The sequence below is a fragment of the Jeotgalicoccus sp. FSL K6-3177 genome (genome assembly GCF_038050175.1).
GTDB lineage: Bacteria > Bacillota > Bacilli > Staphylococcales > Salinicoccaceae > Jeotgalicoccus > Jeotgalicoccus nanhaiensis.
This window is the reverse complement of record NZ_JBBOSK010000001.1, coordinates 903,635-929,252: the sequence shown is the minus strand read 5'-3', so window position 1 is coordinate 929,252 and position 25,618 is coordinate 903,635. Positions and strand designations below refer to the sequence as shown.

The 25,618-nt window shown below is 45.0% G+C and carries 26 protein-coding genes; 2 read left to right on the top strand and 24 right to left on the bottom strand.

From position 1 onward, the window contains the following. Positions 1-5 precede the first annotated feature (5 nt). The 17 genes from MHH58_RS04695 to MHH58_RS04615 form a co-directional block, all read right to left on the bottom strand. Positions 6-341, bottom strand: coding sequence for a putative DNA-binding protein (locus tag MHH58_RS04695; RefSeq protein ID WP_135095675.1), 336 nt, complete (start codon positions 339-341; stop codon positions 6-8). Further along, positions 331-1,440, bottom strand: a complete 1,110-nt coding sequence (gene ftsY, locus MHH58_RS04690; protein ID WP_341345164.1) for a signal recognition particle-docking protein FtsY — start codon at positions 1,438-1,440, stop codon at positions 331-333. Before ftsY ends, MHH58_RS04695 begins: the two co-directional genes overlap by 11 nt. Then, positions 1,440-4,994, bottom strand: coding sequence for a chromosome segregation protein SMC (gene smc / locus MHH58_RS04685; RefSeq protein ID WP_341345163.1), 3,555 nt, complete (start codon positions 4,992-4,994; stop codon positions 1,440-1,442). Before smc ends, ftsY begins: the two co-directional genes overlap by 1 nt. A 6-nt stretch (positions 4,995-5,000) precedes the next feature. Further along, complete coding sequence (rnc, locus tag MHH58_RS04680) at positions 5,001-5,762, bottom strand: ribonuclease III (RefSeq protein WP_318272183.1); 762 nt, start codon at positions 5,760-5,762, stop codon at positions 5,001-5,003. Between the two features lie 84 nt (positions 5,763-5,846). Then, entirely contained in the window at positions 5,847-6,086 is a 240-nt protein-coding gene (locus MHH58_RS04675; protein WP_026867576.1) for an acyl carrier protein, read from the bottom strand. 35 nt (positions 6,087-6,121) lie between these two features. After that, positions 6,122-6,859: a 3-oxoacyl-[acyl-carrier-protein] reductase gene (gene fabG, locus MHH58_RS04670; RefSeq protein ID WP_115885764.1), complete on the bottom strand. Its 738-nt coding sequence runs from the start codon at positions 6,857-6,859 to the stop codon at positions 6,122-6,124. Then, a complete protein-coding gene (fabD, locus tag MHH58_RS04665; protein WP_341345162.1) occupies positions 6,852-7,763 on the bottom strand; it encodes an ACP S-malonyltransferase in 912 nt (303 codons plus the stop codon). The genes fabG and fabD overlap by 8 nt, the downstream gene beginning before the upstream one ends. Then, complete coding sequence (plsX, locus tag MHH58_RS04660; protein ID WP_341345161.1) at positions 7,753-8,736, bottom strand: phosphate acyltransferase PlsX; 984 nt, start codon at positions 8,734-8,736, stop codon at positions 7,753-7,755. The genes fabD and plsX overlap by 11 nt, the downstream gene beginning before the upstream one ends. A 3-nt stretch (positions 8,737-8,739) precedes the next feature. Next, entirely contained in the window at positions 8,740-9,303 is a 564-nt protein-coding gene (fapR, locus tag MHH58_RS04655; RefSeq protein WP_115885761.1) for a transcription factor FapR, read from the bottom strand. Positions 9,304-9,838: 535 nt separating this feature from the next. Next, the gene (locus MHH58_RS04650) at positions 9,839-10,459 is read right to left on the bottom strand and encodes a sortase (RefSeq protein ID WP_341345160.1); all 621 of its coding nucleotides are present in this window, start codon (positions 10,457-10,459) and stop codon (positions 9,839-9,841) included. 27 nt (positions 10,460-10,486) lie between these two features. Next, entirely contained in the window at positions 10,487-12,454 is a 1,968-nt protein-coding gene (recG, locus tag MHH58_RS04645; protein WP_341345159.1) for an ATP-dependent DNA helicase RecG, read from the bottom strand. Next, positions 12,454-13,329, bottom strand: a complete 876-nt coding sequence (sdaAA, locus tag MHH58_RS04640) for an L-serine ammonia-lyase, iron-sulfur-dependent, subunit alpha (RefSeq protein ID WP_135095689.1) — start codon at positions 13,327-13,329, stop codon at positions 12,454-12,456. Before sdaAA ends, recG begins: the two co-directional genes overlap by 1 nt. A 3-nt stretch (positions 13,330-13,332) precedes the next feature. Continuing rightward, positions 13,333-13,998 (bottom strand): L-serine ammonia-lyase, iron-sulfur-dependent subunit beta, encoded by a 666-nt coding sequence (gene sdaAB, locus MHH58_RS04635; RefSeq protein WP_135095691.1) that lies wholly within the window; start codon positions 13,996-13,998, stop codon positions 13,333-13,335. Between the two features lie 58 nt (positions 13,999-14,056). Beyond that, complete coding sequence (locus MHH58_RS04630) at positions 14,057-15,700, bottom strand: DAK2 domain-containing protein (RefSeq protein WP_341345158.1); 1,644 nt, start codon at positions 15,698-15,700, stop codon at positions 14,057-14,059. Positions 15,701-15,721: 21 nt separating this feature from the next. Continuing rightward, on the bottom strand, positions 15,722-16,090 hold the full coding sequence (locus MHH58_RS04625) for an Asp23/Gls24 family envelope stress response protein (protein WP_341345157.1): 369 nt from the start codon (positions 16,088-16,090) through the stop codon (positions 15,722-15,724). Between the two features lie 233 nt (positions 16,091-16,323). Further along, entirely contained in the window at positions 16,324-17,145 is an 822-nt protein-coding gene (locus tag MHH58_RS04620) for a prohibitin family protein (protein WP_135095695.1), read from the bottom strand. Then, positions 17,142-17,408, bottom strand: a complete 267-nt coding sequence (locus MHH58_RS04615) for a hypothetical protein (RefSeq protein ID WP_135095697.1) — start codon at positions 17,406-17,408, stop codon at positions 17,142-17,144. Before MHH58_RS04615 ends, MHH58_RS04620 begins: the two co-directional genes overlap by 4 nt. Positions 17,409-17,721: 313 nt before the next feature. Here MHH58_RS04615 and rpmB point away from each other — a divergent pair, with 313 nt between their 5' ends. After that, positions 17,722-17,910, top strand: a complete 189-nt coding sequence (gene rpmB / locus MHH58_RS04610) for a 50S ribosomal protein L28 (RefSeq protein WP_115885752.1) — start codon at positions 17,722-17,724, stop codon at positions 17,908-17,910. A gap of 346 nt (positions 17,911-18,256) precedes the next feature. On the opposite strand, the gene MHH58_RS04605 is transcribed toward rpmB, so the two are convergent. The 4 genes from MHH58_RS04605 to rsgA are packed head-to-tail and all read right to left on the bottom strand — an operon-like array spanning position 18,257 to position 21,095. After that, positions 18,257-18,958, bottom strand: coding sequence for a DUF554 domain-containing protein (locus tag MHH58_RS04605; RefSeq protein WP_135095699.1), 702 nt, complete (start codon positions 18,956-18,958; stop codon positions 18,257-18,259). A gap of 10 nt (positions 18,959-18,968) precedes the next feature. Beyond that, positions 18,969-19,583: a thiamine diphosphokinase gene (locus MHH58_RS04600; protein ID WP_341345156.1), complete on the bottom strand. Its 615-nt coding sequence runs from the start codon at positions 19,581-19,583 to the stop codon at positions 18,969-18,971. Positions 19,584-19,587: 4 nt separating this feature from the next. After that, positions 19,588-20,232, bottom strand: coding sequence for a ribulose-phosphate 3-epimerase (rpe, locus tag MHH58_RS04595; protein ID WP_135095703.1), 645 nt, complete (start codon positions 20,230-20,232; stop codon positions 19,588-19,590). A gap of 2 nt (positions 20,233-20,234) precedes the next feature. Continuing rightward, on the bottom strand, positions 20,235-21,095 hold the full coding sequence (gene rsgA, locus MHH58_RS04590) for a ribosome small subunit-dependent GTPase A (RefSeq protein ID WP_341345155.1): 861 nt from the start codon (positions 21,093-21,095) through the stop codon (positions 20,235-20,237). Between the two features lie 96 nt (positions 21,096-21,191). Here rsgA and MHH58_RS04585 point away from each other — a divergent pair, with 96 nt between their 5' ends. Further along, positions 21,192-21,494: a rhodanese-like domain-containing protein gene (locus tag MHH58_RS04585; protein ID WP_135095707.1), complete on the top strand. Its 303-nt coding sequence runs from the start codon at positions 21,192-21,194 to the stop codon at positions 21,492-21,494. A 55-nt stretch (positions 21,495-21,549) separates the two neighbouring features. Here the strand turns inward: MHH58_RS04585 and MHH58_RS04580 are convergent, their stop codons facing one another. The 3 genes from MHH58_RS04580 to MHH58_RS04570 all read right to left on the bottom strand — a co-directional run bounded on the left by MHH58_RS04580 (position 21,550) and on the right by MHH58_RS04570 (position 25,601). After that, a complete protein-coding gene (locus MHH58_RS04580) occupies positions 21,550-22,818 on the bottom strand; it encodes a cytochrome P450 (protein WP_341345154.1) in 1,269 nt (422 codons plus the stop codon). 66 nt (positions 22,819-22,884) lie between these two features. Further along, positions 22,885-24,858 carry a Stk1 family PASTA domain-containing Ser/Thr kinase gene (pknB, locus tag MHH58_RS04575; RefSeq protein ID WP_341345153.1) on the bottom strand — a complete coding sequence of 658 codons (1,974 nt, stop codon included), beginning with the start codon at positions 24,856-24,858 and terminating at the stop codon, positions 22,885-22,887. Next, positions 24,855-25,601, bottom strand: coding sequence for a Stp1/IreP family PP2C-type Ser/Thr phosphatase (locus MHH58_RS04570; protein ID WP_135095709.1), 747 nt, complete (start codon positions 25,599-25,601; stop codon positions 24,855-24,857). The genes pknB and MHH58_RS04570 overlap by 4 nt, the downstream gene beginning before the upstream one ends. Positions 25,602-25,618 lie beyond the last annotated feature (17 nt).

Genomic DNA, 25,618 nt, shown 5'->3' with positions numbered 1-25,618 from the left:
CCTCCTTAATCCAATTTCTCTAATCTTTCGATTATTTTTCTGACGTCCTCGCTGATATTATCGCCGAGCTTATTTTTCAGCTCCGCGTACAGTTCGAGACGTTTATTAAAATTTTTATACATACCGAGTGTGGCCTCGTATTGTTCCAGCATATCGCGTGAGCGCTTAAGGTTATCATAGACAGCCTGCCGTGTCACGTTCATCTCTTCTGCGATTTCACTGAACTGAAAATCTTCCAGATAATACAGTTCAATATATTTCTGCTGTTTGTCAGTTAACAGAGACTGATAAAAATCATACAGATAATTCATCCGCATCGTGCGTTCTAAATCATTCGTCATCTTTATCTTCCTCTAATTTTTCTTCGAGTGTTTCCGACTCCTGAATCATATCAGCAAATAAGCCGTATACATAGTTTTCCGCATCGAACGGCTGCAGATCATCGAGCTGCTCGCCGAGTCCGACAAATTTAACCGGGATGCCGAGTTCGTTTTTAATAGCCAGCACAATACCGCCTTTAGCAGTACCGTCCAGTTTGGATAAAATAATGCCTGATACATCAGTGACTTCTTTAAAGGCTTTCGCCTGGCTGAGTGCGTTCTGCCCGGTTGTTGCGTCGAGCACGAGCAGTACTTCATGAGGCGCTTCAGGCACGACCTTCTGAATGACCTTTTTAATTTTAGACAGTTCGTTCATCAGATTGCCTTTATTTTGCAGACGGCCTGCTGTGTCACAGAATAAAATATCCGCCCCGCGTTTTTTTGCTGCGCTGACTGCATCGAACATTACTGCAGCGGGATCCGAACCTTCCGCCTGTTTAATGACATCGACCCCGACGCGGTCGCCCCAGACCTGGAGCTGGTTAATTGCACCGGCGCGGAAAGTATCTCCCGCAGCGAGCATAACCTTTTTGCCTTCCTGCGTATACTTGTGTGCGAGCTTGCCGATTGATGTCGTTTTGCCGACACCATTAACACCGACCATTAAGACGACAGTCAGCCCGTCTTCATTAATATTCATTTCATCCGAAACATCGCCGTTCTGCTCGTAAATTTCAACCATTTTTTCAACGATGGTTTCCCTGAGTTCAGATGTTTCCGTAATATTTTTAAGCTGGGCTTCGCGGCGCAGCTCTTCGGTTAATTCCATTACTGTATTAAAGCCGACATCGGCTGAAATCAGCACTTCTTCCAGTGCTTCGAAGAAATCTTCATCTACCGTACGGTAGCGTGCCATCAGCGCGTTGATATCCTGCTGGAATTTGTCGCGGCTCTTTTTAAGACCGACTTCAAATTTATAGCTGAGCTGTTCCTGCTCCCATTCTTCAAACTCATCGAGCGAAATCAGGCCGTCATCGAGCTTATCCGTCTGTACTTCAAGCGATGCAGGTTCTTGTTCCTGTTTTTTCTTCTTGCGTTTAAAACGGTCAAAAATCCCCATTAAATTCCTTCCTTTCCTGCCGGTTCTGGTTCTTCATAATTTTTTAAATCCACGCTGATCAATTTCGTGACACCTTGTTCCTGCATAGTGACACCGAACAGCCGGTCCGCTTCTTCCATCGTACCCTTACGGTGAGTAATAACGATAAACTGCGTATCAGCTGACAGCTTTTTCAAATATTTTGCATATCTCGTGACATTCGCTTCGTCGAGTGCCGCTTCAACTTCATCGAGAATAATAAACGGACTCACTTTCACCCGGAGTACACTGAACAGAAGACTGATTGCGGTCAGTGCACGTTCGCCGCCTGACAGAAGCGACAGCGATGACAGTTTTTTACCCGGCGGTTCGGCAAATATTTCTATGCCGGAATCCAGATAATTCCCTTCTTCAAGAAGGCGCAGTTCCGCCCGGCCTCCGCCGAACATATCGGTAAATACTTCCTGGAAGTAATCGTTCACCTGATAGAATGTTTCTTTGAAACGCGCTGCTACTGCTTCATCCATTTCACTGATGACGTCGAGGAGGGTCTGGCGTGCTTCGATTAAGTCATCTTCCTGCTCTTTTAAGAACGTATAACGCTCATTAACAAGCCCGAACTCTTCAATGGCACCGATATTAACGGGGCCGAGTTCTTCAATACTCTTCTTGTTCAATGTAATTTTCTGACGTTTTGCTTCAATGTTTTCGAAACTCTCAAATTGCCCGAGAGCAAGTTCATAAGTCATTTTATAATTGTCGCTTAAGTATGTCATTTTATTTTCAATTTGTGTATCTAAACCTTCGCGGGCAGCGGAATCAGTTCTCAGCTGTTCCTGGCTGCTGTCGGCGGATTTTCGCAGTTCACTTTCAGCTGCGGTTTTCTTCTCGTGCTCTTCTTTAATTGCCGCGAGTTTGCCGGTAATCGTTCCGAACCTCGTGTTCAGTTCGTCGAGGGCAGCTGATAACTGCACTTTGCTGTCTTTCAGTTCAGCGATGTTCATCGTCGAAAGATCATCGTTGATCATCTCCGCTTCGCTTTTCGTGTTATCAATATTATGCTTTAAGTTATCGATGTTATCACGGAGACGTTCAAGTGCCGCCTCGGTAAAACGGATTTCGCCGTCTATTGATATTTTATCATTATTCAGCTGCTGCAGTTCACTTTGAAGCTGTGAAATTTGAGTTTCTTTCTCGCTCTTCGACCGGCTCATCATATCGATGCGCGTATTAATATCACCCATCTGCTGAGTATAAATTTCAATTTTCCCATCGTAGTCGCCCGTCCCGGTGTCCGGAGAGAGGCTAGCTACTTCACTCTTAAGTTCAGCCGCAGCAGCAGTTTTATTCGAGAGTTTAAAATCAAGCTGTGTGACTTCAGACTGGAGCGCGTCATGGTTTTCACCAAGTTTTGTGCCCGCTTCCTCGAGCTGCTTCAGTTCTACAGTCGCCCCGGCAATCTGATTTGCTGTCTTGTCGACTGCCTCTTTCAGCACTGCTGTCTGTGTTGTATACTCTTTAATTTTTTCTGTAATTCCTGCAATTTCCTTCTTCGTTTCCATAATGGAGCCTTTACGGTTTTTTGAACCGCCGCTCATTGCCCCGCCCGGCATAATCGTTTCACCGTCCATCGTAATGATGCGGACACGCTGGCCGGTTGCTCTTGCCATGGCAGAAGCATCGCTCAAATCCTTAACGACAACTGTCGTATTTAAGAGATGCAGGAGCACTTTCCGGTATTCGCGTTTAATATCTGCAACTTCCGATAAAACCTGGTAATCGATATTTGACGCTTCAAGAGATTTTTCAACATCGACTGAAAGATAACGTTCACGAATTGTATCCAACGGCAGGAAAGTCGCAAAACCAAAGTTTTTCTGCTTTAAAAAGGCAATTGCAGTACGCGCGTTATGTTCGACATCCATAACGATATTCTGACTGGCCTGGCCGAGTGCTGTATCGAGAGCCGTCATATATTCAGACGGTGCCGATATCAGTTCGCCGACGGCGCCGATAACACCGGGAATGCTGTCTTTGTTTTTGAGTACAGCCCGGACGCCGGGATAATATCCCTGATAGTTCTCCGACATATTTTTCAGCATATCGAGTTTCGACTGCTGGTTCTGAATAAAGTTTTCAGCCCGGCTGTAATCACTTTTAGCCTTGTCGTACTGCTCGTTCAGATCATTCAGTCTGAGACGGGTATCTTTATAATCCGTGCGCGTAGCGGTTAACTCACCCTCCGCTTCAGCCAGCATCTGTTTTTTCTCATCAAGAATACTCTTTAATTCCTCAGCTTCAGCATCGAGCGCTTCCAGACGTTCCTTTTTATACTGGATACTGTCAGCTATTTTTGACTGTTCATCGCGGCTCCGGCGTTTATCGTTTTCGAGGGTGGTTTTCTTAACCATCAGCTCGTAATATTCATCTTTCAGCTTTTCAATATCGCTGTCATCTGTCGACTCTACGACAGCGAGCTCGCGTTTTTTGTCTTTGACGGCTTTTATCAATTCAGCCTGCCTGGATGTTAACTCAGCCTGCTTCTTTTCTTCTTGTGACAGCTCTTTTGTTAAGCCATTTAAATCTTCTTCGTAATTTTTAAGACGGGTATTCAAATCCTGCTTCAGCGTTTCTTTGTTCGTTTCACGTTCGGCATAGAGTGCGATACGCCCTTCGATTTTTTCGAGTTCCCGCGTCGTCTGAAGAAGTTCCTGATTTAAGCTGCGCTCTTCCTGCTGCAGTCTTTCCCGCTCTTCTTCAAGGGAGTTAAGCTCGGTAAGCACTTCTTTCAGCGTAGTGCGGGCATGTTCTAAGCCTGACTCCTCTTTTTGAATCCTTGCGGTAATTTCATCGAGTTCTGTAAGAAGCAGTTTCGTATCGTAGACATTGACCTCGATATCGCTTTGTGTCATTTCTTCTTTCAGCGCAAGGTACTCTTCTGCGATGGCACTTTCTTTTTCCAGACGGTGTACCCGGGAACTGATTTCTTCGATAATATCGTGAACACGCGACAGGTTCTGCTTCGTGTCGTCGAGACGTTTTTCCGACTCGTGCTTGCGGTTTTTATACTTCATTACACCCGCAGCTTCCTCGATAATCTTCCGGCGCTCAAGCGGTTTCGCCTTTAAAATTTCATCGACCTGCCCCTGGCTGATAATATTATATGCATTCTTTCCGAGACCGGAGTCTAAAAACAGCTCTGTAATATCTTTCAGTTTAGCTTTTTCACTGTTGATAAAATACTCGCTGTCCCCGCTTCGGTACAGTTTTCTTGAAATAACCACTTCATTGCTTGAACCGAGTACATGGTCGTCATTGTTTAAAATCAGACTGACCGAGGCGCTGTTCATCGGCGTCCGGCTGTCCGTGCCGTCAAAAATAATATCTTCCATTTTCGAACCGCGCATCACGCGGGCCGACTGTTCACCGAGTACCCATCTGATTGCATCGGTGATATTGCTTTTGCCGCTCCCGTTCGGACCGACGACAGCAGTGACCCCGCTGTCAAACTTTATATTGACCTTATCTGCAAATGATTTAAAACCATGTGCATCGATTTGCCTTAAAAATACCATATGTCCCTACACCTCTTGGCCAAGTGCCCTAAGTGCACTTTTAGCTGCTTGTTGTTCTGATTCTTTTTTCGATAAACCGGCACCCGTGCCGTGCACTTCGCCGCCAATTGATACTTCTGTTTCAAAGCGGCGGTGATGGCTCGGGCCTGTCGAGCTCACGAGTTCATAAGTGACACTCAGTGAGAATGCCTGATGCGAATATTCCTGCAGCATCGTTTTATAGTCGATAATTGCATTGTAATCTTCAGACGAAATATGCGGAAAAACGAAGTCGCTTAAAAATTTCCATACCCCGCCTTGTCCCTGATCTAAATACAGGGCGCCAAGAAAGGCTTCAAAAGCATCACTGACGATTGAGGGCCGGCTTCTGCCGCCGGTTTTTTCCTCGCCGCGTCCGAGCAGAATTAAGTCCGGCATATCGAGTTTCGAGGCAAATACTACAAGTGAAGGTTCACACACGATATTCGCACGAAGTTTTGTCAGCCTGCCTTCAGGCAGCTCTTCGTATTTGTTAAAAATATGATCTGATACCATCAATTCTAGTACTGCATCGCCGAGAAATTCGAGCCGCTCATTGTTATATCTTTTATCAAGCCCGAGATCGTTAATATAGGAACTGTGCATGAAGGCCTGCTGATAAAGACCGGGTCTGTCCGCTTTAATATTAATTTTATCCGCGAATTTCTTAAACATTACATTAAATTTATCCAGTTTATCTTGTGCTGATGAGTCCGTTTTAACTTTGTCCAGCACGATTTCGAAATCCATATATCCACCTCTTTTATTTTACTATTTCCTGTATTTATTCACAAAGAAAAATCCACTTCATCATAAGTGGATTTTTCAAGTGTTTTATTGTTCTTTTTCTATTTTATCAATGAAATCCAGTGCGTCGCCTACTGTGTTGATTTTTTCAGCTTCCTCATCCGGAATTTCCATATCAAACTCATCTTCAAGTTCCATCACCAATTCAGCGATATCAAGTGAGTCTGCACCAAGGTCATCTTTAAAAGATGCTTCTCTTGTTACTTTTTCTTCATCGATGCCGAGTTTGTCAACGATGATGTCTTTAATTTTGTCAATATTAGCCATTGTTTCTTCACCTCCCTTAAATAATAGCACAGCTTTTAACCCATGTACATACCGCCGTTGACGTGTATAATCTGGCCTGTAATATACGATGCTTTATCACTTGCAAGGAAACTGACTGCGTTCGCAATATCCTTCGTTTCTCCGAAGTGCTTCAGCGGAATCTGCTGCAGCATGCCCTCTTTAATATCATCTCCGAGCACATCTGTCATGTCGCTCTTAATGAATCCCGGCGCGACACCATTGACAGTAATGTTTTTCGAGGCCAGTTCGCGTGCCACTGATTTTGTCATACCGTCGATTGCCGCTTTCGTCGCCACATAGTTCGTCTGCCCGGCATTGCCGAGCGAACCGACGATGCTTGAAATATTAATGATGCGTCCCGACTTCTGGCGGATCATCGGCCGCGATACGCTCTTAATAACGTTAAAGGCACCTTTAATATTCACGTCGACAACATCGTCAAACTCACTCTCTTTCATGCGCATTAACAGATTGTCGCGTGTAATTCCCGCGTTATTGACAACGATATCGATGGAACCGTACGTATCGGTAATATGTTTAATCATCGCTTTCACGTCATCGGCATTCTGCACGTGGCACTGATAGCTCTCAGCAGTGCCGCCGTTTGACTTAATCTCTTCGACGACCGCATCCGCTTTATCTTTTGAACCTGAATAGTTCACGATAACCGTATGCCCTTCCGCTCCGAGTGTCAGGGCAATTTCGCGGCCGATACCGCGCGAAGCGCCTGTGACCAATGCTGTTTTACTCATTTAAAAACACCTCTGCCTGTTCGAATGTATCGATATTTGAAGTAGCTATTTCTTTCGTAATTTTGCGTACCAGTCCCGACTGGACTTTCTTCGGCCCGACTTCAATTGCTTCAGTCACACCGAGTTCTGCTGCTGTTTCCACGCATTCCACAAAACGCACCGGGTGCGTAATCTGTTCAACGAACTGATGTTTAATCACGCCGGCTTCAGTTTCAGCCTTGGCGCTGACATTTTGGATGACCGGAATTTCTGCATCTTGAAAAGTAATCTGTTCAGTAAATTCTTTAAACTGAAGACGGGCAGGCTCCATTAAGTGAGAGTGGAAAGCACCCGATACTTTTAATGGAATAATCCGGCGTGCGCCACGTTCTTTCGCCAGTTCCTTAAAGCGGTCAACCGCTTCTTTATCTCCTGATACAACCACCTGATCCGGTGCGTTAATGTTGGCAGGCACAACTTTTGTCTTACCGTCTGACGCACTGATGCATGCTTCTTCAAGATCTTTAAAGCCCATGCCGATTACAGCCGCCATAGCGCCTGAGTCCGCCCGGCTCATTAATTCACCACGCGTTGTGACAAGTCTCACACCGTCTTTTAAAGTTACAACACCAGCATGAACAAGCGCCGGCAGTTCGCCGAGCGAGTGGCCGAGCAGATAGTCGCCTTTTAAGCCAGTCGCAGCAAGTACTGCCAGACTGTGGGCAAATAAGGCAGGCTGCGTGTATTTAGTATCATTTAATCTTGCGTCATCTTCAGAGAACATTATTTCTTTTAAGTCAAAATCAACATATGAAAAAATTTCGTCGAGTACAGCGCGGGCTTTATCGTTTTGTTCATATAAATCTTTTGCCATCCCGCCGTACTGGGCACCCTGCCCCGGAAAAATAATTAATCTACTCATCATTTTCACCTATTAATTCTTTTATTTTGTCAATCGTACCTGAGTCTGCCATGATTTTCGCCTGTTTTACCGCATTGACGATGGCAGTTGCATCTGAAGAACCGTGAGCCTTAATTACATTACCCTGCAGCCCCATGAGCGGCGCACCGCCGAATTGTCTGTAATCAAGCATGTTTTTAAGTTCCTGGAAATCATTTTTCAAAGCGAGAGCCGCAAGTTTATTTACCGGATTTTTCAGCATGATTTTCTTCACTTCGCCGAGCAGGCTTGAAGATGTGCCTTCAATTGTCTTTAAGACAACATTACCGGTAAAACCGTCGGTCACCGCAATATCTATATCACCTGATAAAATATCGCGCGTTTCAAAGAAGCCTGCAAAATTCAGTCCGCTGTTTTTTAAAAGCTGATAGGTTTCTTTTGTCAGTTCAGTCCCTTTAATCTCTTCACTGCCGTTGTTAATCAAACCGATTGAAGGATTTTTGCGGCCTTCAATATTTTCCATATACACGCTTGCCATTTGTGCAAACTGCAGCAGATGGTTCGGTTTGTTTTCCGAATTAGCACCCATATCCAGCATCAGCATGCCTTTGTCAGAAGTTGTCGGCAGCATCGTTGTAATCGCAGGGCGTTCAATCCCTTTAATACGCTTCACACCGAACAGACCCGCACTCATAATTGCACCTGTGTTGCCTGCTGACACAACCGCATCCGCTTCACCGTCGGCTACAGCTTTCACTGCTCTCACCAGGGAACTGTCTTTTTTTCTTCTGACAGATTTTACCGGGTCATCTTCCGATTCGATTTTTTCTGTCACTTCAATGAAAGTTATCCGCGGGTGGTTCCCGCTGTAGCTGCCCGGCATACCAAACGCCAGAATCTCTACATCATCAAAAGTATCTGCTGCCTGCAGAACACCTTCTTCTATCGCTTTTGGGGCATTGTCTCCGCCCATTAAATCTACAGCAATTCTAGCCATCGTCTATTCACCTTCATTTTTATAATACATCTCAAATTTTCCTGTAAAAATTACTTTGCCATCGACTTTTGATTCCACTTCGATGTGCGCTTTATTATTGTCCATAGTCGTTACTTTCGCTTTTGCGACAACTTTATCGTTTAATTTCGCCGGACGCTTAAAATCCACCGCCGCATGCTGTGTCAGCGCGAGCGGCTCATCGATTAAAGCAACGCAGAGCGAATTCGCCTGTGCGAACAGAAAATGACCCCGTGCAATTTGATTCTTTTCAAACACGTGACTTTCCTCAACGATAAAAAGCGACAGCGCGCTCTTATTCAGTTCAATATCGATAATTTCCCCGACTACTTCCTGAATTGACAGTGAGCGGATTTTATCAACACCCTCACGCGCCACATTTTTAATGCGTGCACGCAGCTCAGGAATGTTCAGTTCCAGTCGGTCCAGACGTATCGTTTGAATCGATACACCGAAAATATTCGCCAGCTGCTCATCCGTCAAAAACGGATCATCGGAAATATGAGACTCCAAACTCGATTGACGCTCCTGTTTTTTTAGCTTCACCATTCTGATTCCTCTTTTAGTAGTTGGTATTAATATCTATATATAACACTAGACTCAGTATATAAAACCTGGCTCATGATTTCAATTATTTTAAGAAAGTATTTTAAATTTGAGGAGCGTGTTCGGTGTTTGTCGGACACTGTGAATTTGACGGTGTCCGATAAAAGGATTTGTCAGACACTGTGAGTTTGACGGTGTCCGATAAAAGGATTTGTCAGACACTGTAAGTTTGACGGTGTCCGATAAAAGGATTTGTCAGACACTGTGAGTTTGACGGTGTCCGATAAAGAGATTTGTCAGACACTGTGAATTTGACGGTGTCCGATAAAGAGATTTGTCAGACACTGTGAATTTGACGGTGTCCGATAAAAGGATTTGTCAGACACTGTGAGTTCGACGTTGTCCGATAAAAGGATTTGTCAGACACTGTGCCTCCTTTTCATACAAAAAAGCATCCGAATCCATACGATAAAGGACTCAGATGCTGTTAAGTTTACATAACTTCCATCAAAAATCAAAACAATCAGCGCAATTCTCATCACTCAACCAATTCAGCCTTAACAATCAGCCGCTTCTCAAACAGCAGCGTTTCCGGGTTATACTCCTCACATGTAATGAGGGTGAGTTCTTGCGGATCACCTTCAGTCTGGTCGAGGACGCCGACTTCCGACGGTGCGACTTCGAACATCTCGGTTATTTTATAGACGCGGGTTTCATCGCGTGTGATGAAGTTTATCGTATCGCCGACTGAAGCACGGTCGATATAGTTGAAACGGATACCTGCACCTTCGACACGGTGGCCGGCAATCGGGATGTTCTGCATATCAAGGTGATCGCTTTCTTCCAGAAAGCTCACGCCGTTCCGCAATTTCTCTTCTGTTAGCGGCCCTTTGTAGACGGGTTCGAGAATATCTGCACTCTCAATTTCAAGCACCCCTGCCATATCATCACCGATATTAATACCTGCAGCTTCCTGTTCTGCACCGGTGACGAACGTTTCAAGCGGGTTCAGTTTTACATCATCGTCACCGTCCTGATACGCGGTAATCAGCCGGTCGTTGACCTGGTCTGTAAAATATTCACGGATATCCTGCCAGAAAAACAGCATAACAGCTGCGATAATCATTAAAATACCGACAGTTCTGATTAATATTCTCAAAAGTTTCCCTCCACTCGCCGCAATTTTTTATAAATTATTGTTTTCATACACCTGAACCGCTTCGTCTCTCGCCACTTCAAGAATTCTGTAGTCTTCTGTAATATCCGCAACTTTAAATTGCGGCAAACCGCTCTGGCGGACACCGAAGTAATCCCCAGGGCCCCGCATTTCAAGGTCGCGCTCGCTTAAGACAAAGCCGTCAGAAGTGCTCGTCATAATATCCATGCGCTGCTTGGCGTTTTCCGTTGCCGGGTCGCTGACTAAGATACAGTAGCTCTTCTTGCTGCTTCTGCCGACCCGGCCGCGCAGCTGGTGCAGCGTGGACAGACCGAATCGCTCGGCGTTAAAAATAACAATCGCTGTCGCGTTCGGCACGTTGATGCCGACTTCGATAACCGTCGTCGATACGAGCAGCGGTTTCTCCAGCGTTTCAAACGAGCGCATCGCTGCATTTTTCTCTTCAGCTTTCATTCTGCCGTGCACCAGCACCACATCATCCGGGCTGAAATACTCTTCAAAAATCTCATATATTTCATAGACGTTTTTTAAATCGAGCGTTTCCGACTCTTCGATTAAAGGTGCCACGATATAGGCGCTGTGCCCTTTATCGATTTCCGATTTCACGAAACTGAGCACGTAATCGATCTCCTTGAAGCGGCGCCATTCCGTTTCAATCGGAATGCGGCCTTTCGGCATTTCGCGTATAACTGACACGTCCATATCGCCGTAGGATGTAATCGATAAAGTTCTCGGAATCGGTGTCGCCGTCATATAAAGCACGTTTTTGCGGTAAGCCTTATTATTCAGCTTTTCGCGCTGGTTCACACCGAAGCGGTGCTGTTCATCGATAATGATAAACGACAGGCTGCTGAAGATTACATCGTCTTCAATCAGCGAATGCGTGCCGACGAGAAGATCGATTTCACCCGCTGCGAGCCGGGCGAGTATATCGCGTTTCTCGGCCGGCTTTGTCGTACCTGTTAATTTAGCAATCGTCAGTTCCTCGCCGTAAGTGTCTTTAAAACTCTCGTAATGCTGGTTCGCCAGCACTTCCGTCGGCACCATAACAGCACTTTGTTCACCGATGGTCTTAACCGCGTAAACGCAAATCCCTGCCACAATCGTTTTACCGCTACCCACATCTCCCTGCAGAAGGCGGTGCATTGAAATATTCTGCTTAAAATCGCGGCATATATCATTGACGCTTTTCTTCTGGTCACCTGTCAGTTCAAAAGGCAGCGTATCGATAAAAGTTTTAAGTTCATCAATCTTATAATCGACGACAAAACGGTCGCTCCTGACTCGTTCTTTCTGACGGCGTTCCATAATTTTAAGCTGGTAATGGTACAGCTCATAAAATTTTATCGTTCGTCTTGCAGCAGCAACCGTTTCATGACTGTCCGGAAAGTGGAGCGCATACAGCGCATCCCGTACCGGCATCAGTTTGTACTTAGCTCTGAGCGCTTCCGGCAGGTCGACGTTGAAGTTTGCCATATCAAAGGCGGAGCGGACGATTTTCTGGAATGTTTTCGACTGCATTACACCGCCGAGCGGATATTTTACCTGGTAGCCGCCGCCTGCTTCAAAGATTAATTTCGTTCCGTTAATTTCAAGCTTGTTACGGTTGAACTTGCCGTAGAGCCGGGCAAATTCACCGTTAATAATCTTACTTTTTAAATAAGGCTGGTTAAAAAATGTGATTTTTACATAAATGCCGTCGACATCCATAAAAAATGTCAGACGGCTTTTGCCCCTGCGGAAAAAGGCGACCTGCGGTTCTGTTTTTACAGTGCCTTCAATCGTAATATTCGCCCCGTCCGGTGCTTCATTTAAATTGACGACGCTGTGGTCTATGTAGCCCGCCGGCAGGTGAAAAAGCACATCATTCATGCCCGCAATACCAAGACCGAACAGTTTCTCTGCCACCTTGTCGCCGACGCCTTTTAATTCTTTAATACTTCTGTCCGGGCTCTGTACGACATGAATGCCGCTCATTATTTCGCACCGAAAAGTTCAGCTTTTAAGCGTTCTCCCGTCGGAGTCGCAGCCAGTCCGCCGCGCCCTGTTTCACGCAGTGCCGACGGCATGGTTAAGCCGATCTTGTACATCGCTTCGATAACTTCGTCTGGCGGAATGCGCGATTCAATTCCTGCGAGCGCCATATCCGCTGCTGTCAGCGCATTCGTTGCGCCTGCTGCATTCCGTTTAACACACGGCACTTCAACAAGGCCGGCAACAGGGTCGCACACTAAACCGAGCATATTTTTCATGGCGATCGCAAATGCGTGCGCGCTCATATCCGGCGTGCCGCCTGCGAGTTCAACGAGGGCGGCTGCTGCCATAGCGCTCGCACTGCCGACTTCCGCCTGGCAGCCGCCCGCAGCACCTGAAATACTTGCGTTATTTGCAACCACAAAGCCGAAAGCGCCCGAAGTAAACAGAAAACGGATTTTCTGTTCTTCTGTAATCGACGGATCTTTTTTAACCATGGCAAATAAAACACCCGGCACGACACCCGCTGATCCTGCTGTCGGTGTCGCACAGATTTTGCCCATCGCTGCGTTCACTTCATTGGTGCTGACTGCATTCGCAATCGCAAGCAGATTAAGTTCACCGCTTAAGCCCTTGCCGGAATCGATATATTTCTGCATCTTCACAGCGTCCATACCGGTCAGGCCGGTTGTTGAATGAACACCTTCAAGGCCTTCAGCTACAGCACCTTCCATCGTCGTTAAATTAGTTTTCATTAAATTATATATATCGAGGTAGCTGTGCCCTGTCGCTTCCATTTCCTGCCTGATCATAACTTCGGACAAGGAAATCTCTTCTGACAGCGCACGTTCCACAAGCTGATTTATACTGTTAAACATAAGTTAGCCTCCCGTCATTTCAATTACGCGGTCAACGCCTTTAACCGCTCTTATTTCTTCTAAAGCTTCGGGTGAAATTGTATCGTCAAGTTCGACAGTCATCAAAGCGACCTGCCCCTTTTCTTTTCGGGAGACGCTCATCTGGGAAATATTCAGCTGTTCATCGCCGAGTTTCGTCGTGACGCGTGCAATCGTCCCGAATTCATCTTTATGGAAGACCAGCAGCGCATGATAGTTGCCGGAAATATTAATATTATAGCCGTTAATACTCACGAGCTCTATCTTCCCGCCGCCGATCGACACTCCTTCGATAACGAGTTCTTCTTCGTCTTTATAAAGCTGCAGCACCGCTGTATTCGGGTGAGAGCGTTCTTCCTGCATTTCGATAAAATTATACGTTAAGTTGTTGTTTTCAGCTTCTTGTTTAGCATTGATAATTCTTTCGTCGTCGGTATCATAGCCGAGAATGCCCCCGAGCAGCGCAACATCTGTTGCATGGCCCTGGTAAGTATCCCGGAAGGAGCCGTACAGGTAGATATCCACCTTATCCGGCTGGCCGCCGAATAAGTTTCTTGCGAGCAGCCCGATGCGCGCGGCACCTGCTGTATGCGATGATGACGGCCCGACCATCACAGGTCCGATTATATCAAAAACGCTTTTAAACTTCATAGTTTCCCCTCCTAAAGTGCAAAAAGCCACATCGGAATAACCGATGCGGCTGATATTGTTATTCCACAGATATTAAATAGCTGTAGACTGGCTGTGCACCATTATGAATTTCAAATTCAACATCTTCATGCGTGCCTTCAATATCTTCAATTACTGCTTCCACTTCTTCTTCAGTACCGCCTTCGCCGATCAGTATCGTAATGATTTCTGTATCTTCATCAATCATCTTGCTGATAAGCGTGTTAAGCGTGTCTACTCTAGAATCGCTGGCAGTAATAATCTTACCTTCGGCAATACCCATATGCTGATCTTTCTTAATGTCCACACCATCTATTTTAGTGTCGCGGACCGAGTAAGTCACCTGTCCTGTCTGAACATGTTCGAGCGATTCGCTCATCGCTTTCTTGTTATCTTCAAGCGATGCTTCCGGATTAAAGCTGAGCATGCTCGCAAGGCCCTCCGGTATTGATGTGGAAGCAACTACGGCTGCCGGAATCTCAAGTACTTCCGCCGCCTGTTCAGCTGCCATGATTATATTTTTATTGTTCGGAAGAATAATGACCTGTTTGACATCTTCGCCTTTAATTACGTTAACTATATCCTCAGTTGCCGGATTCATCGTCTGGCCGCCGTTAATGACGTGCGTCACGCCGATGCTTTTGAACAGTTCGTTAATTCCTTCACCTGAAGAAACCGTAATAATCGCTGTGTCGTAAGCCTGCTTCTCAGCAGCATGATTAGTATCTCCGTGAACAGTTCTGAATTGTTCACGCATGTTTTCAACTTTCATCTTGATGAGCTCACCGTAAGTCGCAGCATAAGTGAATGCCTCGCCCGGTGTTTCCGTGTGGACGTGTACTTTAACGATTTCATCATCGTTTATAACGAGCAGCGAGTCGCCGAATCCGCTCATTTCATTACGGAATTCATCTTCCCTGAACTCGCGTTTTCCGTCTTCAAAACGCACCATGAATTCAGTACAGTAGCCGAATTCAATATCGTCGACGCTCATAAAGTCGTTAAAGTCGTTCTCGTGGTCATGCTCATCGATTGCAGGTGAATCGGTTTCGGCAGCATCTTCGGCAATTTCTTCGCCTGTCAGTGCACTTAAGAACCCTTCATATACATAAACGAGACCCTGGCCGCCTGAATCGACAACGCCGACTTCTTTCAGTACAGGGAGAAGATCCGGTGTGCGTTTAAGCGAAGCTTTTGCTTCTTCAAGCGTTGCGGTCATGACATCGATTACCGACGCATTGCTTTCATTAAATTCTTCCGCTTTTTTCCCTGCATCTTTTGCCACAGTTAAAATTGTACCTTCTACAGGTTTCATTACTGCTTTATAAGCAGTATTCACACCCTGTTTTAAGGCTTCGATAAATTCATCTGCTCTGATTTCATCTTTTGTTTCAATCGCTTTAGAGAATCCTCTAAATAATTGCGAGAGAATAACGCCCGAGTTTCCGCGTGCCCCCATCAGGAGCCCTTTGGAGAAATGTTTCCCCACGTTTCCGATATGCGTGTCATCAAGCGGTTCAACTTCAGCTGCGCCTGAAGACATCGAAAGATTCATATTTGTGCCCGTATCACCGTCAGGAACGGGGAAAACGTTTAATGAATCCACATAATCAGCATTTTTCTTCAGATTACGCGCCCCGCTCAAAATCATCCGGCGGAACATCAAGCCATCTATCTTATCCATTGTATTGTAAATCCTCCCCGACTATTCGTCTCCGCCGATAATGCGTACACTTTGTACGTGTATATTTACAGCTTCAATACTTAATCCTAATGTTTTTTCAAGTTTATATTTTACAGTTGTCTGTACGTTAGCTGCCACTTCTGAAATTTTCACGCCGTAGCCGACAATAATATACAGTTCAATCGCCAATCTGTCTTCGTTATGTTCGACAATTACACCGCGTGAATAATTTTCTTTACCGAGCAGTTCCGCAAATCCGTCACGGACCTGATTTTTAGAAGCCATACCGACTACGCCATATGATTCGACAACGGTACTGCCGGCAATATTTGCTATTACGTCTGTAGAAATTTCAATTTTACCTAAGTCATTTTCAATTTCCAGAGCCATTTATTTCGCCTCCCAATACATCATTTAATTATAAGCAAATTCCCTCGGGAAATACAAGTGTTATTATAGTGTTTTCCAGGTCTCAATATTTACTTTTCCGAATGTTTGTTATCGATAATATTATATCATACCGCATTTTCTATAAACACATATATGTGAACACTGCAAAAAATTACCCGTACCGAAGCTTCGTTGAAAACCTCGTTACGGGTAAAATTTTATCGTCTTTACTGCTATTCTTCTTCTGCTTCTTCAGGCTGCGCCTGAGGCAGATCAATCATGACACCCTCGCCGCCGATAGAAATCGGCTGGGCACCGCTCCATTTTTCAATCATCTGCTGCATCAGTACTTCTTCGCTCAGCGATTCCTGAACGATTCTGTTAGCCTCCGCTTCCCCTTCAGCTTCAATGCGCTTCCGTTCAGCTTCTTCTGTCGCAATCAGTTTATCCGTCTTCTTACGCTCAAGTTCCTGGGTTGCTTTAACGCGGTCATCTATCGCTTTTTGAGTTTCAGCATCAGGCTGGGGTGCGCTGAGCATAATATCCTCAATAATAATTCCGTCTTTTTCAAGATCTTCTTTAGCAATTTCAATCGTCTCGAGTTTAATATCTCCGATACGCTCACCGAACGCTTCGATTACCGTATATTCAGACACCGTCTGGCGGAGAGCATCGTTGATCCGCGTTTTAATATAGCCTTCTTCCAGATCTTCAATTGTAATATTGCCGAATTTCTTATACACTGCCGATGCTTTTTCGCTGTCGACGTGGTAATTCAGTGCCACCGGCATATTGATTGTCTTGCCGTCAATCGTTGCGACTGCAAGCGATTCGTAGTTTTTATTCTGAGTACGAACCGGATATTCAATCACGCGTTCTGTCGGATAAACGAGATGCCATCCCTGACCAAGTACTTCATCCTGCACTCCGCCGTTAATGCTGTATATAACCCCGACGTGCCCATTTTCAACTTTCGAAACCATTAAAATCAGTCCGACAATCAGACCGGCAAGGACTATTGCCCCTACTCCTATCGCTGCATACATTTTTTTCATTTTCTGTGCTCCATTTCCGTAATAAGATGTTCAAGTTCTTTAATTTCTTCTTCAATCATTTTTGCTTCCACTGTATGGCCGTACTTTTTCAGATGCGCATCATATGTAATATTTTTGCGTTTAATTTCATGCTTCAGCTTTTTTATCTCATCATATTCATCGTACTTATGTCCGAGCGTTCTGAGCTCATGCCGGAATATATAAGCCAGCGCAATAATTAAAATAGCGAGCATTATTCCTGCAAACAGCAGTAATTTAAACATGTACCGTTCCTCCTCCCGGCATTTTCACTTGAAAAATGAATTTATCTTCTGCATCTTAATTTCCCGCGTTGTTATCGTACCACGTACAACCTGTGCGTAAATGGTTTTTTGAAATTATTATTGAAAAATTTCTTGATATATAAAGCGGTGAAAGGATTTTGCTGCTCTTGCAAAATTCATTTTTAAACATTCAAAAACAATCGATTTTGTGCGAAATATATAGACAATAAACGCGAATTAATGTATCATATTGGAGTATGCATAAAGAAGAGATGAACATGATTATGTAAATTAAATTAAAGGAGTGGGATAAATGGTGAAAGAATGTTATGTAACAGGACGCAGATCAAGATCTGGTAACAACCGTTCTCACGCGCTTAACTCAAGCAAAAGAACTTTCGGTGCTAACTTGCAAAAAGTTAGAATCATGGTTGACGGCAGACCTAAAAAAGTTTGGGTTTCTGCTCGCGCGCTAAAATCAGGTAAAGTTGAACGTGTCTAATACTTCAATTTAAAAACTGGTATCACTTAAATAAGTGGTACCAGTTTTTTTATGGTTTTAAGGAAGGGTTGATATGATGGCAGCTCATATGTATCCGCGGATGCTGGGATTGGCATGAGCGGGTTTCATGTGTATCCGCGGACGCTGGGGTTTGTATGACAGAATTTCATGTGTATCCGCAGACGCTGGGATTGGTATGACAGAGTTTCATATGTATCCGCAGACGCTGGGGTTTGTATGACAGAGTTTCGTATGTATCCCAGCTCAACAGGGTTGATATCCCTCACCTCTCTCCTCTACACACAGCAAACCCCTCCTGAAATTAAAATTTCAGGAGGGGTTTATTTTAAAAGAAGGACAGCAGCCAGACGATAAACATGCCGATGAATATCGCGGGTATCATGTTGCCGACACGCATGTGCGTGACGTTAAGCATGTTCAGTCCGATAGCAAGGAGGATGACTCCGCCGGTCGCACTGACCTGGTCGACCATCGTGCCGAGTACGTCTGCCGGTATAAAGTTTGCAATCTGCCGGGCGCTGATAATTATCGCAGCGATGTAAAAGAAGGTCGGAATACTGGACAGGATAACACCTCGTCCGTAAGCCGTTGTCATCACGAGCGCGATAAAGAAATCCATCGTCGCTTTCGTGTACAGTACATCGTTGCTGCCCTGCAGCCCGGCATCGAGACCGCCGACAATCCCCATCGCCCCGACGATAAAGATCAGCATTCCGGAAATCAAACCTTGAGAAATGTTACCGCCGTGCTTATCGCCGAGCCGGACTTCCATTAAGTGGCCGAAACGGTTGAGCAGTTCTTCGAGTTTGACTACTTCCCCGATAACCACCCCGATGATGAGTGATATAAGCGTCGTCAAAATATCAGTGGCCCCGACGACCATCTGTATTCCCATCGTAATAATAAATAATCCCTGTATTTTCATAATTGCATCTTTGATATGTTCGGGAATAAAAGTAAATATCATTCCGAGCGCGCCGCCGATAATAATCGCCAGCGAGTTGGCGAGAGCACCTGCAAATATCATTCAATCACCTCTAGTCTGCTGATTTAATCATTAATATATCTTTATCCGTCTTAACGGTTACAGTGTTTTCTTTAAATTCATTGCTGACAGTTAAAGTTCTGCCGATACTTACGTATGTATCCTGAATATCATATTTGAAACCTTCGAGAGTAAGCAGCGTCTTATCGTACAGCGGAATAAGAGAAACGTATCTTTTATCATTATCAGCCTCAATTGTATGAACGCCCTGAGGCAGCAGCCGGATATCGTTCGTCTCATTAAGAAGACGAATATCGAGTTTCCGGAGATCCTCGTGCGCAAGCAGCTGAATGTTCATGAGCTCGTGGTCTTTTCTGCCGCCGAGCGCACCGTATACATCTATCGCTGTATAACCGAGTTCCGCCAGCGACAAGAGCGCAAGCTCACTGTCCGTAAAATTTTTAGCGCTCGGCACAATATCGAGTTCAAGACTCTCTTTAAATAAGCTTAAATCTTCGGCTGTGACACTGTCGAAGTCGCCGTATGCCCGATCTATTTTAATTCCCGCTTCAAAGAGCCCTTTCACACCGGCATCGACACCCGCCCAAGGCGCATCGTGTTCAGCGGTAAACGGAATATTGCGGAGCAGCACGTTAATGCGTTTCATAGCATCATTCCTTTAAGGCACTAATTGCGGCAGCTTTATCGTCTGCTTTAAATAAATAAGAACCGCTGACGAGTAAATTCGCACCGTGCGCCTTAACAATTTCGGCAGTTTCGCCGTTAATGCCGCCGTCGACTTCTATATCAAATTTATTAGTTAAAGTTTCACGGATGGATACGAGCTCATCCAGTTTTTCAACACACGAATCGATAAAGCCCTGGCCGCCGAAGCCCGGATTCACCGTCATAATTAAAACAAAATCAACGTCCGAAAGCAGATGGCGCACCGCTTCGACAGAAGTTTGAGGATTGAGTGCGATGCCTGCTTTCATGCCTTTACTTTGAATCAGCTGGACCGCACGGTGGGCATGCGGTGTCGCTTCAATATGAAATGACAGCATGTCGACACCCATATTTTTAAAGTCATCGACAAACTGTGTCGGATCGTATGTCATTAAATGAACATCAAGAGGAATCGATGCTTCTTTCGCAATCGCTTCGCATACAGGAATACCATAGGAAATGTTCGGTACAAACTGGCCGTCCATTATATCAAGATGAAAAATATCTGCCCCTGCCGCTTCCATTTCTTTAATATCCGCACCGAGTTTTAAAAAATCGCCTGCGAGTAATGACGGTAATACTTTAACCATGTCTAATACCTCTCTTTTCTGTTATCAATTTCATTATAAATTTTTACATAGCTGTCGTATCGCGACTGCGCGAGCTCGCCCGATTCAACAGCCGCTTTAACGCCGCATTTCGGCTCGTTAATATGCAGGCACTCTCTGAATTTGCAGTTGTACTGATTAAAATCGATAAAACAGAATTTGATATTGTATTTATCGATATTTAAAAAGTCTATCGTTGCAAAGCCGGGAGTATCCGCTATAAAACCGCCGTCGATACTGATCAGTTCAACGTGGCGCGTCGTATGTTTACCGCGGTTTAACGCATTTGAGATTTCGTCTGTTTTTAAATCCAGATGCGGCAGCAGCGTATTTAACAGCGTCGATTTTCCTGCGCCCGACTGGCCTGCGAGTACGCTCAGCTTCCCATCAAAAACATCCTTTAAATCTTCGTTAATATGGTCTTTATCGGTAAAATATACTTCGTACATCGGTGTATACACTCTTTTTATTTCTTCGATAAGCGTATCATTGTCGTTCAGATCATTTTTCGTCACGATCAGCACCGGATTTATATCATTCGCTTCGCTGTAGGCAATAAAACGATCAAGCAGGTAAAAACTGAAATCCGGAGATTTTAAGCTCGCCGTTAAAAGCAGCTGGTCAATATTTGCGACCGGCGGTCTGTTAAGCGAATTTTTACGAGGCAGAATCGCTGTAATATAGCCTTCGTCAACATTTTCTATCTGGAATTCAACATAGTCTCCGACAAGCGGGCTTTCCGCTGTTTTTCTGAAACGGCCGCGTGCACGTGTTTCGTACACCTTCTTATTCGATTCTACATAATAAAAGCCGCTCAGCGCTTTAATAATTTTTCCTGTCTGCATATAACACCTCAGAATTATTTAAATACTATTTTATTATAACAACAAATTAACTGTGATAATATTGAATTTGTATAATAGAACTGGGAGGATACAAAAATGGATATAAATATTTCACAAATCGATACCGTTCAGCGAGATGACAACAGCGTCATTATCGATGTCAGGGAAACTGATGAACTTGAATTATCAGGATTTTTACCTGGTGCAGTGCACTATCCGATGAGCACATTTGATGTCGATGAAACTTCGCTCGATAAAGATAAAAGCTACTACATTGTCTGTAAATCAGGCGGACGCTCAAAACGCGTACAGGATTATATGACATCCCGAGGCTACGACGCGCACAACGTCGAAGGTGGCATGAGCGAGTATACAGGACCGCGAAACTATATGCACTAATTAACAATAAACGCGCAGCTCATAGTTTTGAGCTGCGCGTTCTTTATATACTTTTTTATTTTCTGTCTACTACTTCGTGAACGTTCTTAATGATAAATCCGCTCTTAACGTATCCCGGGATACTGTTAAGGTCGACTGTCAGATCCTGTTCCGGCACATCGTAAGTTACTTTTTCAGCGAAGTATTTCATCGTTTCTTCCATAATGATTACTGTGATCCACTCACCGGCACAACGGTGATTAGTCCAGTAGTCTCCGCCGCCCTGAGGAATAAGGTCGAACGGCGAGCCGTCCCAGTCTTCAAATCTTTCCGGACGGAATTCATTCGGGTCATCCCATAATGTTTCATCATGCATGGTGCCGTAGACGTCCAATGCGAGACCATGGCCTGCAGGAATTGTTACACCCTGGAAGTCGATATCTACTTTAGCTTTACCAGGCAGGAATGGTACGAACGGGTAGTAGCGGCGGACTTCCTGTGAAAACTTATATGCATAGTCCGGTTCACTCTTAATTTTTTCACGCGTAATCGGATTTTCATGCATAGCAAGCAGACCGAAAGATACAAATCTGTTGATTGCAATTAATGGACGGAATGTGTTCATTAAGTCGATTGCACAATTTCGTGAGTCCATCGGGTTACCGAGGTAATCTTCCCAGTGCGCGAATTCGTAAAGCGCCGTGCCTTCCGGCGGGTGAATATTGCCTTTACGCGTTTCGATAATCTGCTCTTCAAGCCAGTCTTCTACGCGTCGGCGGGCGTTTTTAGATTCTTTATATCCTTTAAATACGCCTCCGAGCCCTTTAAATGAATCGATCATGATATCCATATCAGTTGCGATTCTTTCGATTTCTTCCGGAGGTGCCTGCACTCCAGCCCAGCGTGTACCGACTTTAGTCAGAAGAACGATAGATTCGCGGTAAATATTTACCTCGTCCATACTTTCCATACGCTGAGTGTTTGCACGCCATAAAGTACGCGTTAATTCACGCACGTAGTTCAAGTTTCCTTCAGTCATTAAACTCATAAATAATGCTTTTCTGTCGATATGCTTTTTACCATCGATCGTATGGATTGCACCTTTACCGAAAAGCGTATTAACAATACGTTTTGGCAGCATACCCTCGCGCTGCACGATATCGTTGTTATAGAACATTTCCGCGCCTTCTTTACCTGTAACGACAGCGAACGGCTTTCCGCCTAATGCTTTCGTTTCAAATACTGTAGTATTTAAGCGGTTTCGCTGGTTTGTCGTGTAAAGATATCCCTGTTTCATTACTTTCAAAGTATTATCCAGGCCTTTATCCCTCTTAAGTGATGCCATAATTTCATTCCTCCAATTCGAATGTACTTCACCATTATATATAAACAGTAAAGCCAATGCCAATAATTACTGGTTATTCACAGTTTCGCTTATAACCTCTTCTCCGTCAACCTCAACACGGTACTCTCCGGATTCTCCTTCAGTCAGGATAAGCGAAATCGTATGGTTGGTATCCTCGGTAATTTCAAGCGTTTCCGAGACTTCCTTAATATCGCTGTCCTTATCTCCGATAAAGATTTCCGCTTCGACGGGCTCCGCTTCAGAATCTTCTTTATCTTCGTCTTCGTCGCTGTCACTGCTGTTTTCTTCCGCTTCAGGATAAGGGATGTTCAGCGAAATCTGATAAGTCGTTTCATCGGGAGGCTCTTCTCCGAGCGAGACAATGACGTTAATCTGAGAGCCCGGAAGGAAATCTCCGTAACTCGGATCCTGCGAGACTATCGCCCCTTCCGGCACTTCGCTGCTGTACACTTCTGTCGTCACGTTAACGATAAAGCCCCGGCTTTCCAGCTCTTCTCTTGCAGCTTCCAGGGAAGTCCCGACGTAGTTCGTAATCGGCACCGGTTCGACACCATCCGATACTGTAAATCTGACCGGTGTGCCGTCAGGATAAAGTTCTTCGCCTTCAGGCACCGACTGGTCGAGAATTGTACCCGGCGGTTCATCGCTGTACTCGTTCTCCGCACCGACATTAGTAAAGCCCGCCGCTTCAAGTTCTTCTGCCGCGTCTTCATACATTTCGCCGACATAGTTTTCCATCGTATACGGTTCTTCTCCGAGGGAGACAAGCATATCAACCGTCCCGCCGCGTTCGACTTCTGTTCCGGATACCGGCGTCGTTTCAATGATCATGCCTTCTTCAAAATTATCATCGTACGTTTCTGAAATATTGCCGGCTTCAAGATCTTCTGACATCAGGTACTCCTCTGCCTCTTCAACTGTCATATTCTGCAGGTTTTCGAGGCTGACTGTCGGCGACTGTCTCGGCCACAGCAGGTAGATGACTGCTGCAGCTGCAGCGAGCAGAAATAACAGGATAAACAGAACCCACGGCCATTTACGGCGCTTTTTCGGCGGCTCCTTGTCAGCTTCCTGCTCTCCTTTAGACTCATGCACAGGCAGCGGGGCCGCCTGGTTTTTTTCTTCGGCCGCCGGTGTTTTCTCCACGGGCGCCGCTGTAATCATCGTTTTTTCCTGTTCTTCCTTCTTAACCGGAGTGTAAGGATCCGTAATATCTTGATAGTAGACGAGTGCCGACAGTACATCATCTGCATGCCTGTATCTGTTAACCGGTTCTTTTTCGGTACACTTCATAATGATATTTTTTAAGCCGACCGGAATATCCCGGTAGTCGGAAATATCCGGAAAAGGCTCCGAGATATGTTTTAAAGCTACTGATACGGCAGTTTCAGCTTCGTAAGGCAGACGCCCGGTCAAGAGTTCAAACAGCATAATACCAAATGAATATATATCGGTGCGTTCGTCTGTATTTTGTCCCTTTGCCTGTTCGGGAGAAATATACTGGACAGAACCGATGACCTGATTCGTTTCAGTCATGCGCGTTTCGCTCAGTGCTTTAGCAATACCGAAATCGGTAATTTTTACTCTGCCGTCTTTATCCAGCAAAATATTCTGAGGTTTGATATCCCGGTGAATAATTCCCCGGTCATGAGCATGTTCGATGCCGCGGAGCGTCATCATGGCAATGCTGATAACCTCGTCTATTTCAAGCGGGCTGTTTTTTAAAATATATTCTTTTAAGTTGGGTCCGTGAACAACTTCAGTGACGAGTATGTGATACTCATCTGTTTCATCCACATCGAGGACGCTGACAATGTTCGGATGAGACAACTGGATTGTACTTTCAACTTCCCGCTGGAAGCGGCGCACCGATTTTTCCTTATCCAGCGGATCTGCCTTAATCATCTTCACGACTACTTCACGGTTTAAAATAATATCTGTCGCCAGATAGACGGAACTCATGCCGCCGCCTAAGTATTTCGCAATCTTGTAACGTTCGGATACTACTTTACCGATCACTCTTCCCCACCTGCTTTCAGGTCGGCTAAAACAACACTGATATTATCCCGTGACTTATTATGTTCTGCAGTTTTTGTCAGCTGCTCCGCTTTTTGCTGAAGTGTCATTTTCCTGCTGTACATCATATGATGAATTTCGTCCGGTCGTACAGTATCCGTCAGACCATCCGTAGCCAGTACGACATAATCATACTGCCTGCCGCGGAGACGAAACACATCAGCCTGAATAATTTTTTCAGTACCCATCGCTTTCGTTATTAAATTCCGGCGCGGGTGTGTCAGCGCTTCTTCTTCGGTAATTTCCCCGCTCGACACAAGCACGTTTACAAAAGTATGATCTTCGGTGACCTGTTCAATTTTACGGTTATTCATTACATAAGCACGGGAATCACCGACATTTAATACGAGAATCGAGGACTCGATAACTGCTACGAGCACGAGCGTTGTACCCATGCCTCTGTATTCGGAATTTTCTTCCTGATAATCGTATAATTCATGATTCGTTCTCATGACAAGATCGCGCAGAAAGCGTTCTGCTTCATCTATATTAAACAGGTTATTATTTTCCCAGGCGGTCTTTATTTTATCGTAAACGAACTTGCTTGCCACTTCACCGTACTGGTGACCGCCCATGCCGTCAGCAATAAGGAGCAGCGGCTGGCGGGTGCGGTTATAAAAATGCCCTGTTAAGTCTTCATTGATATCTCTGTAATTACCGCAAATACTTTTCTCTGTTACTTTCAAGATTAAGCCTCCTATCC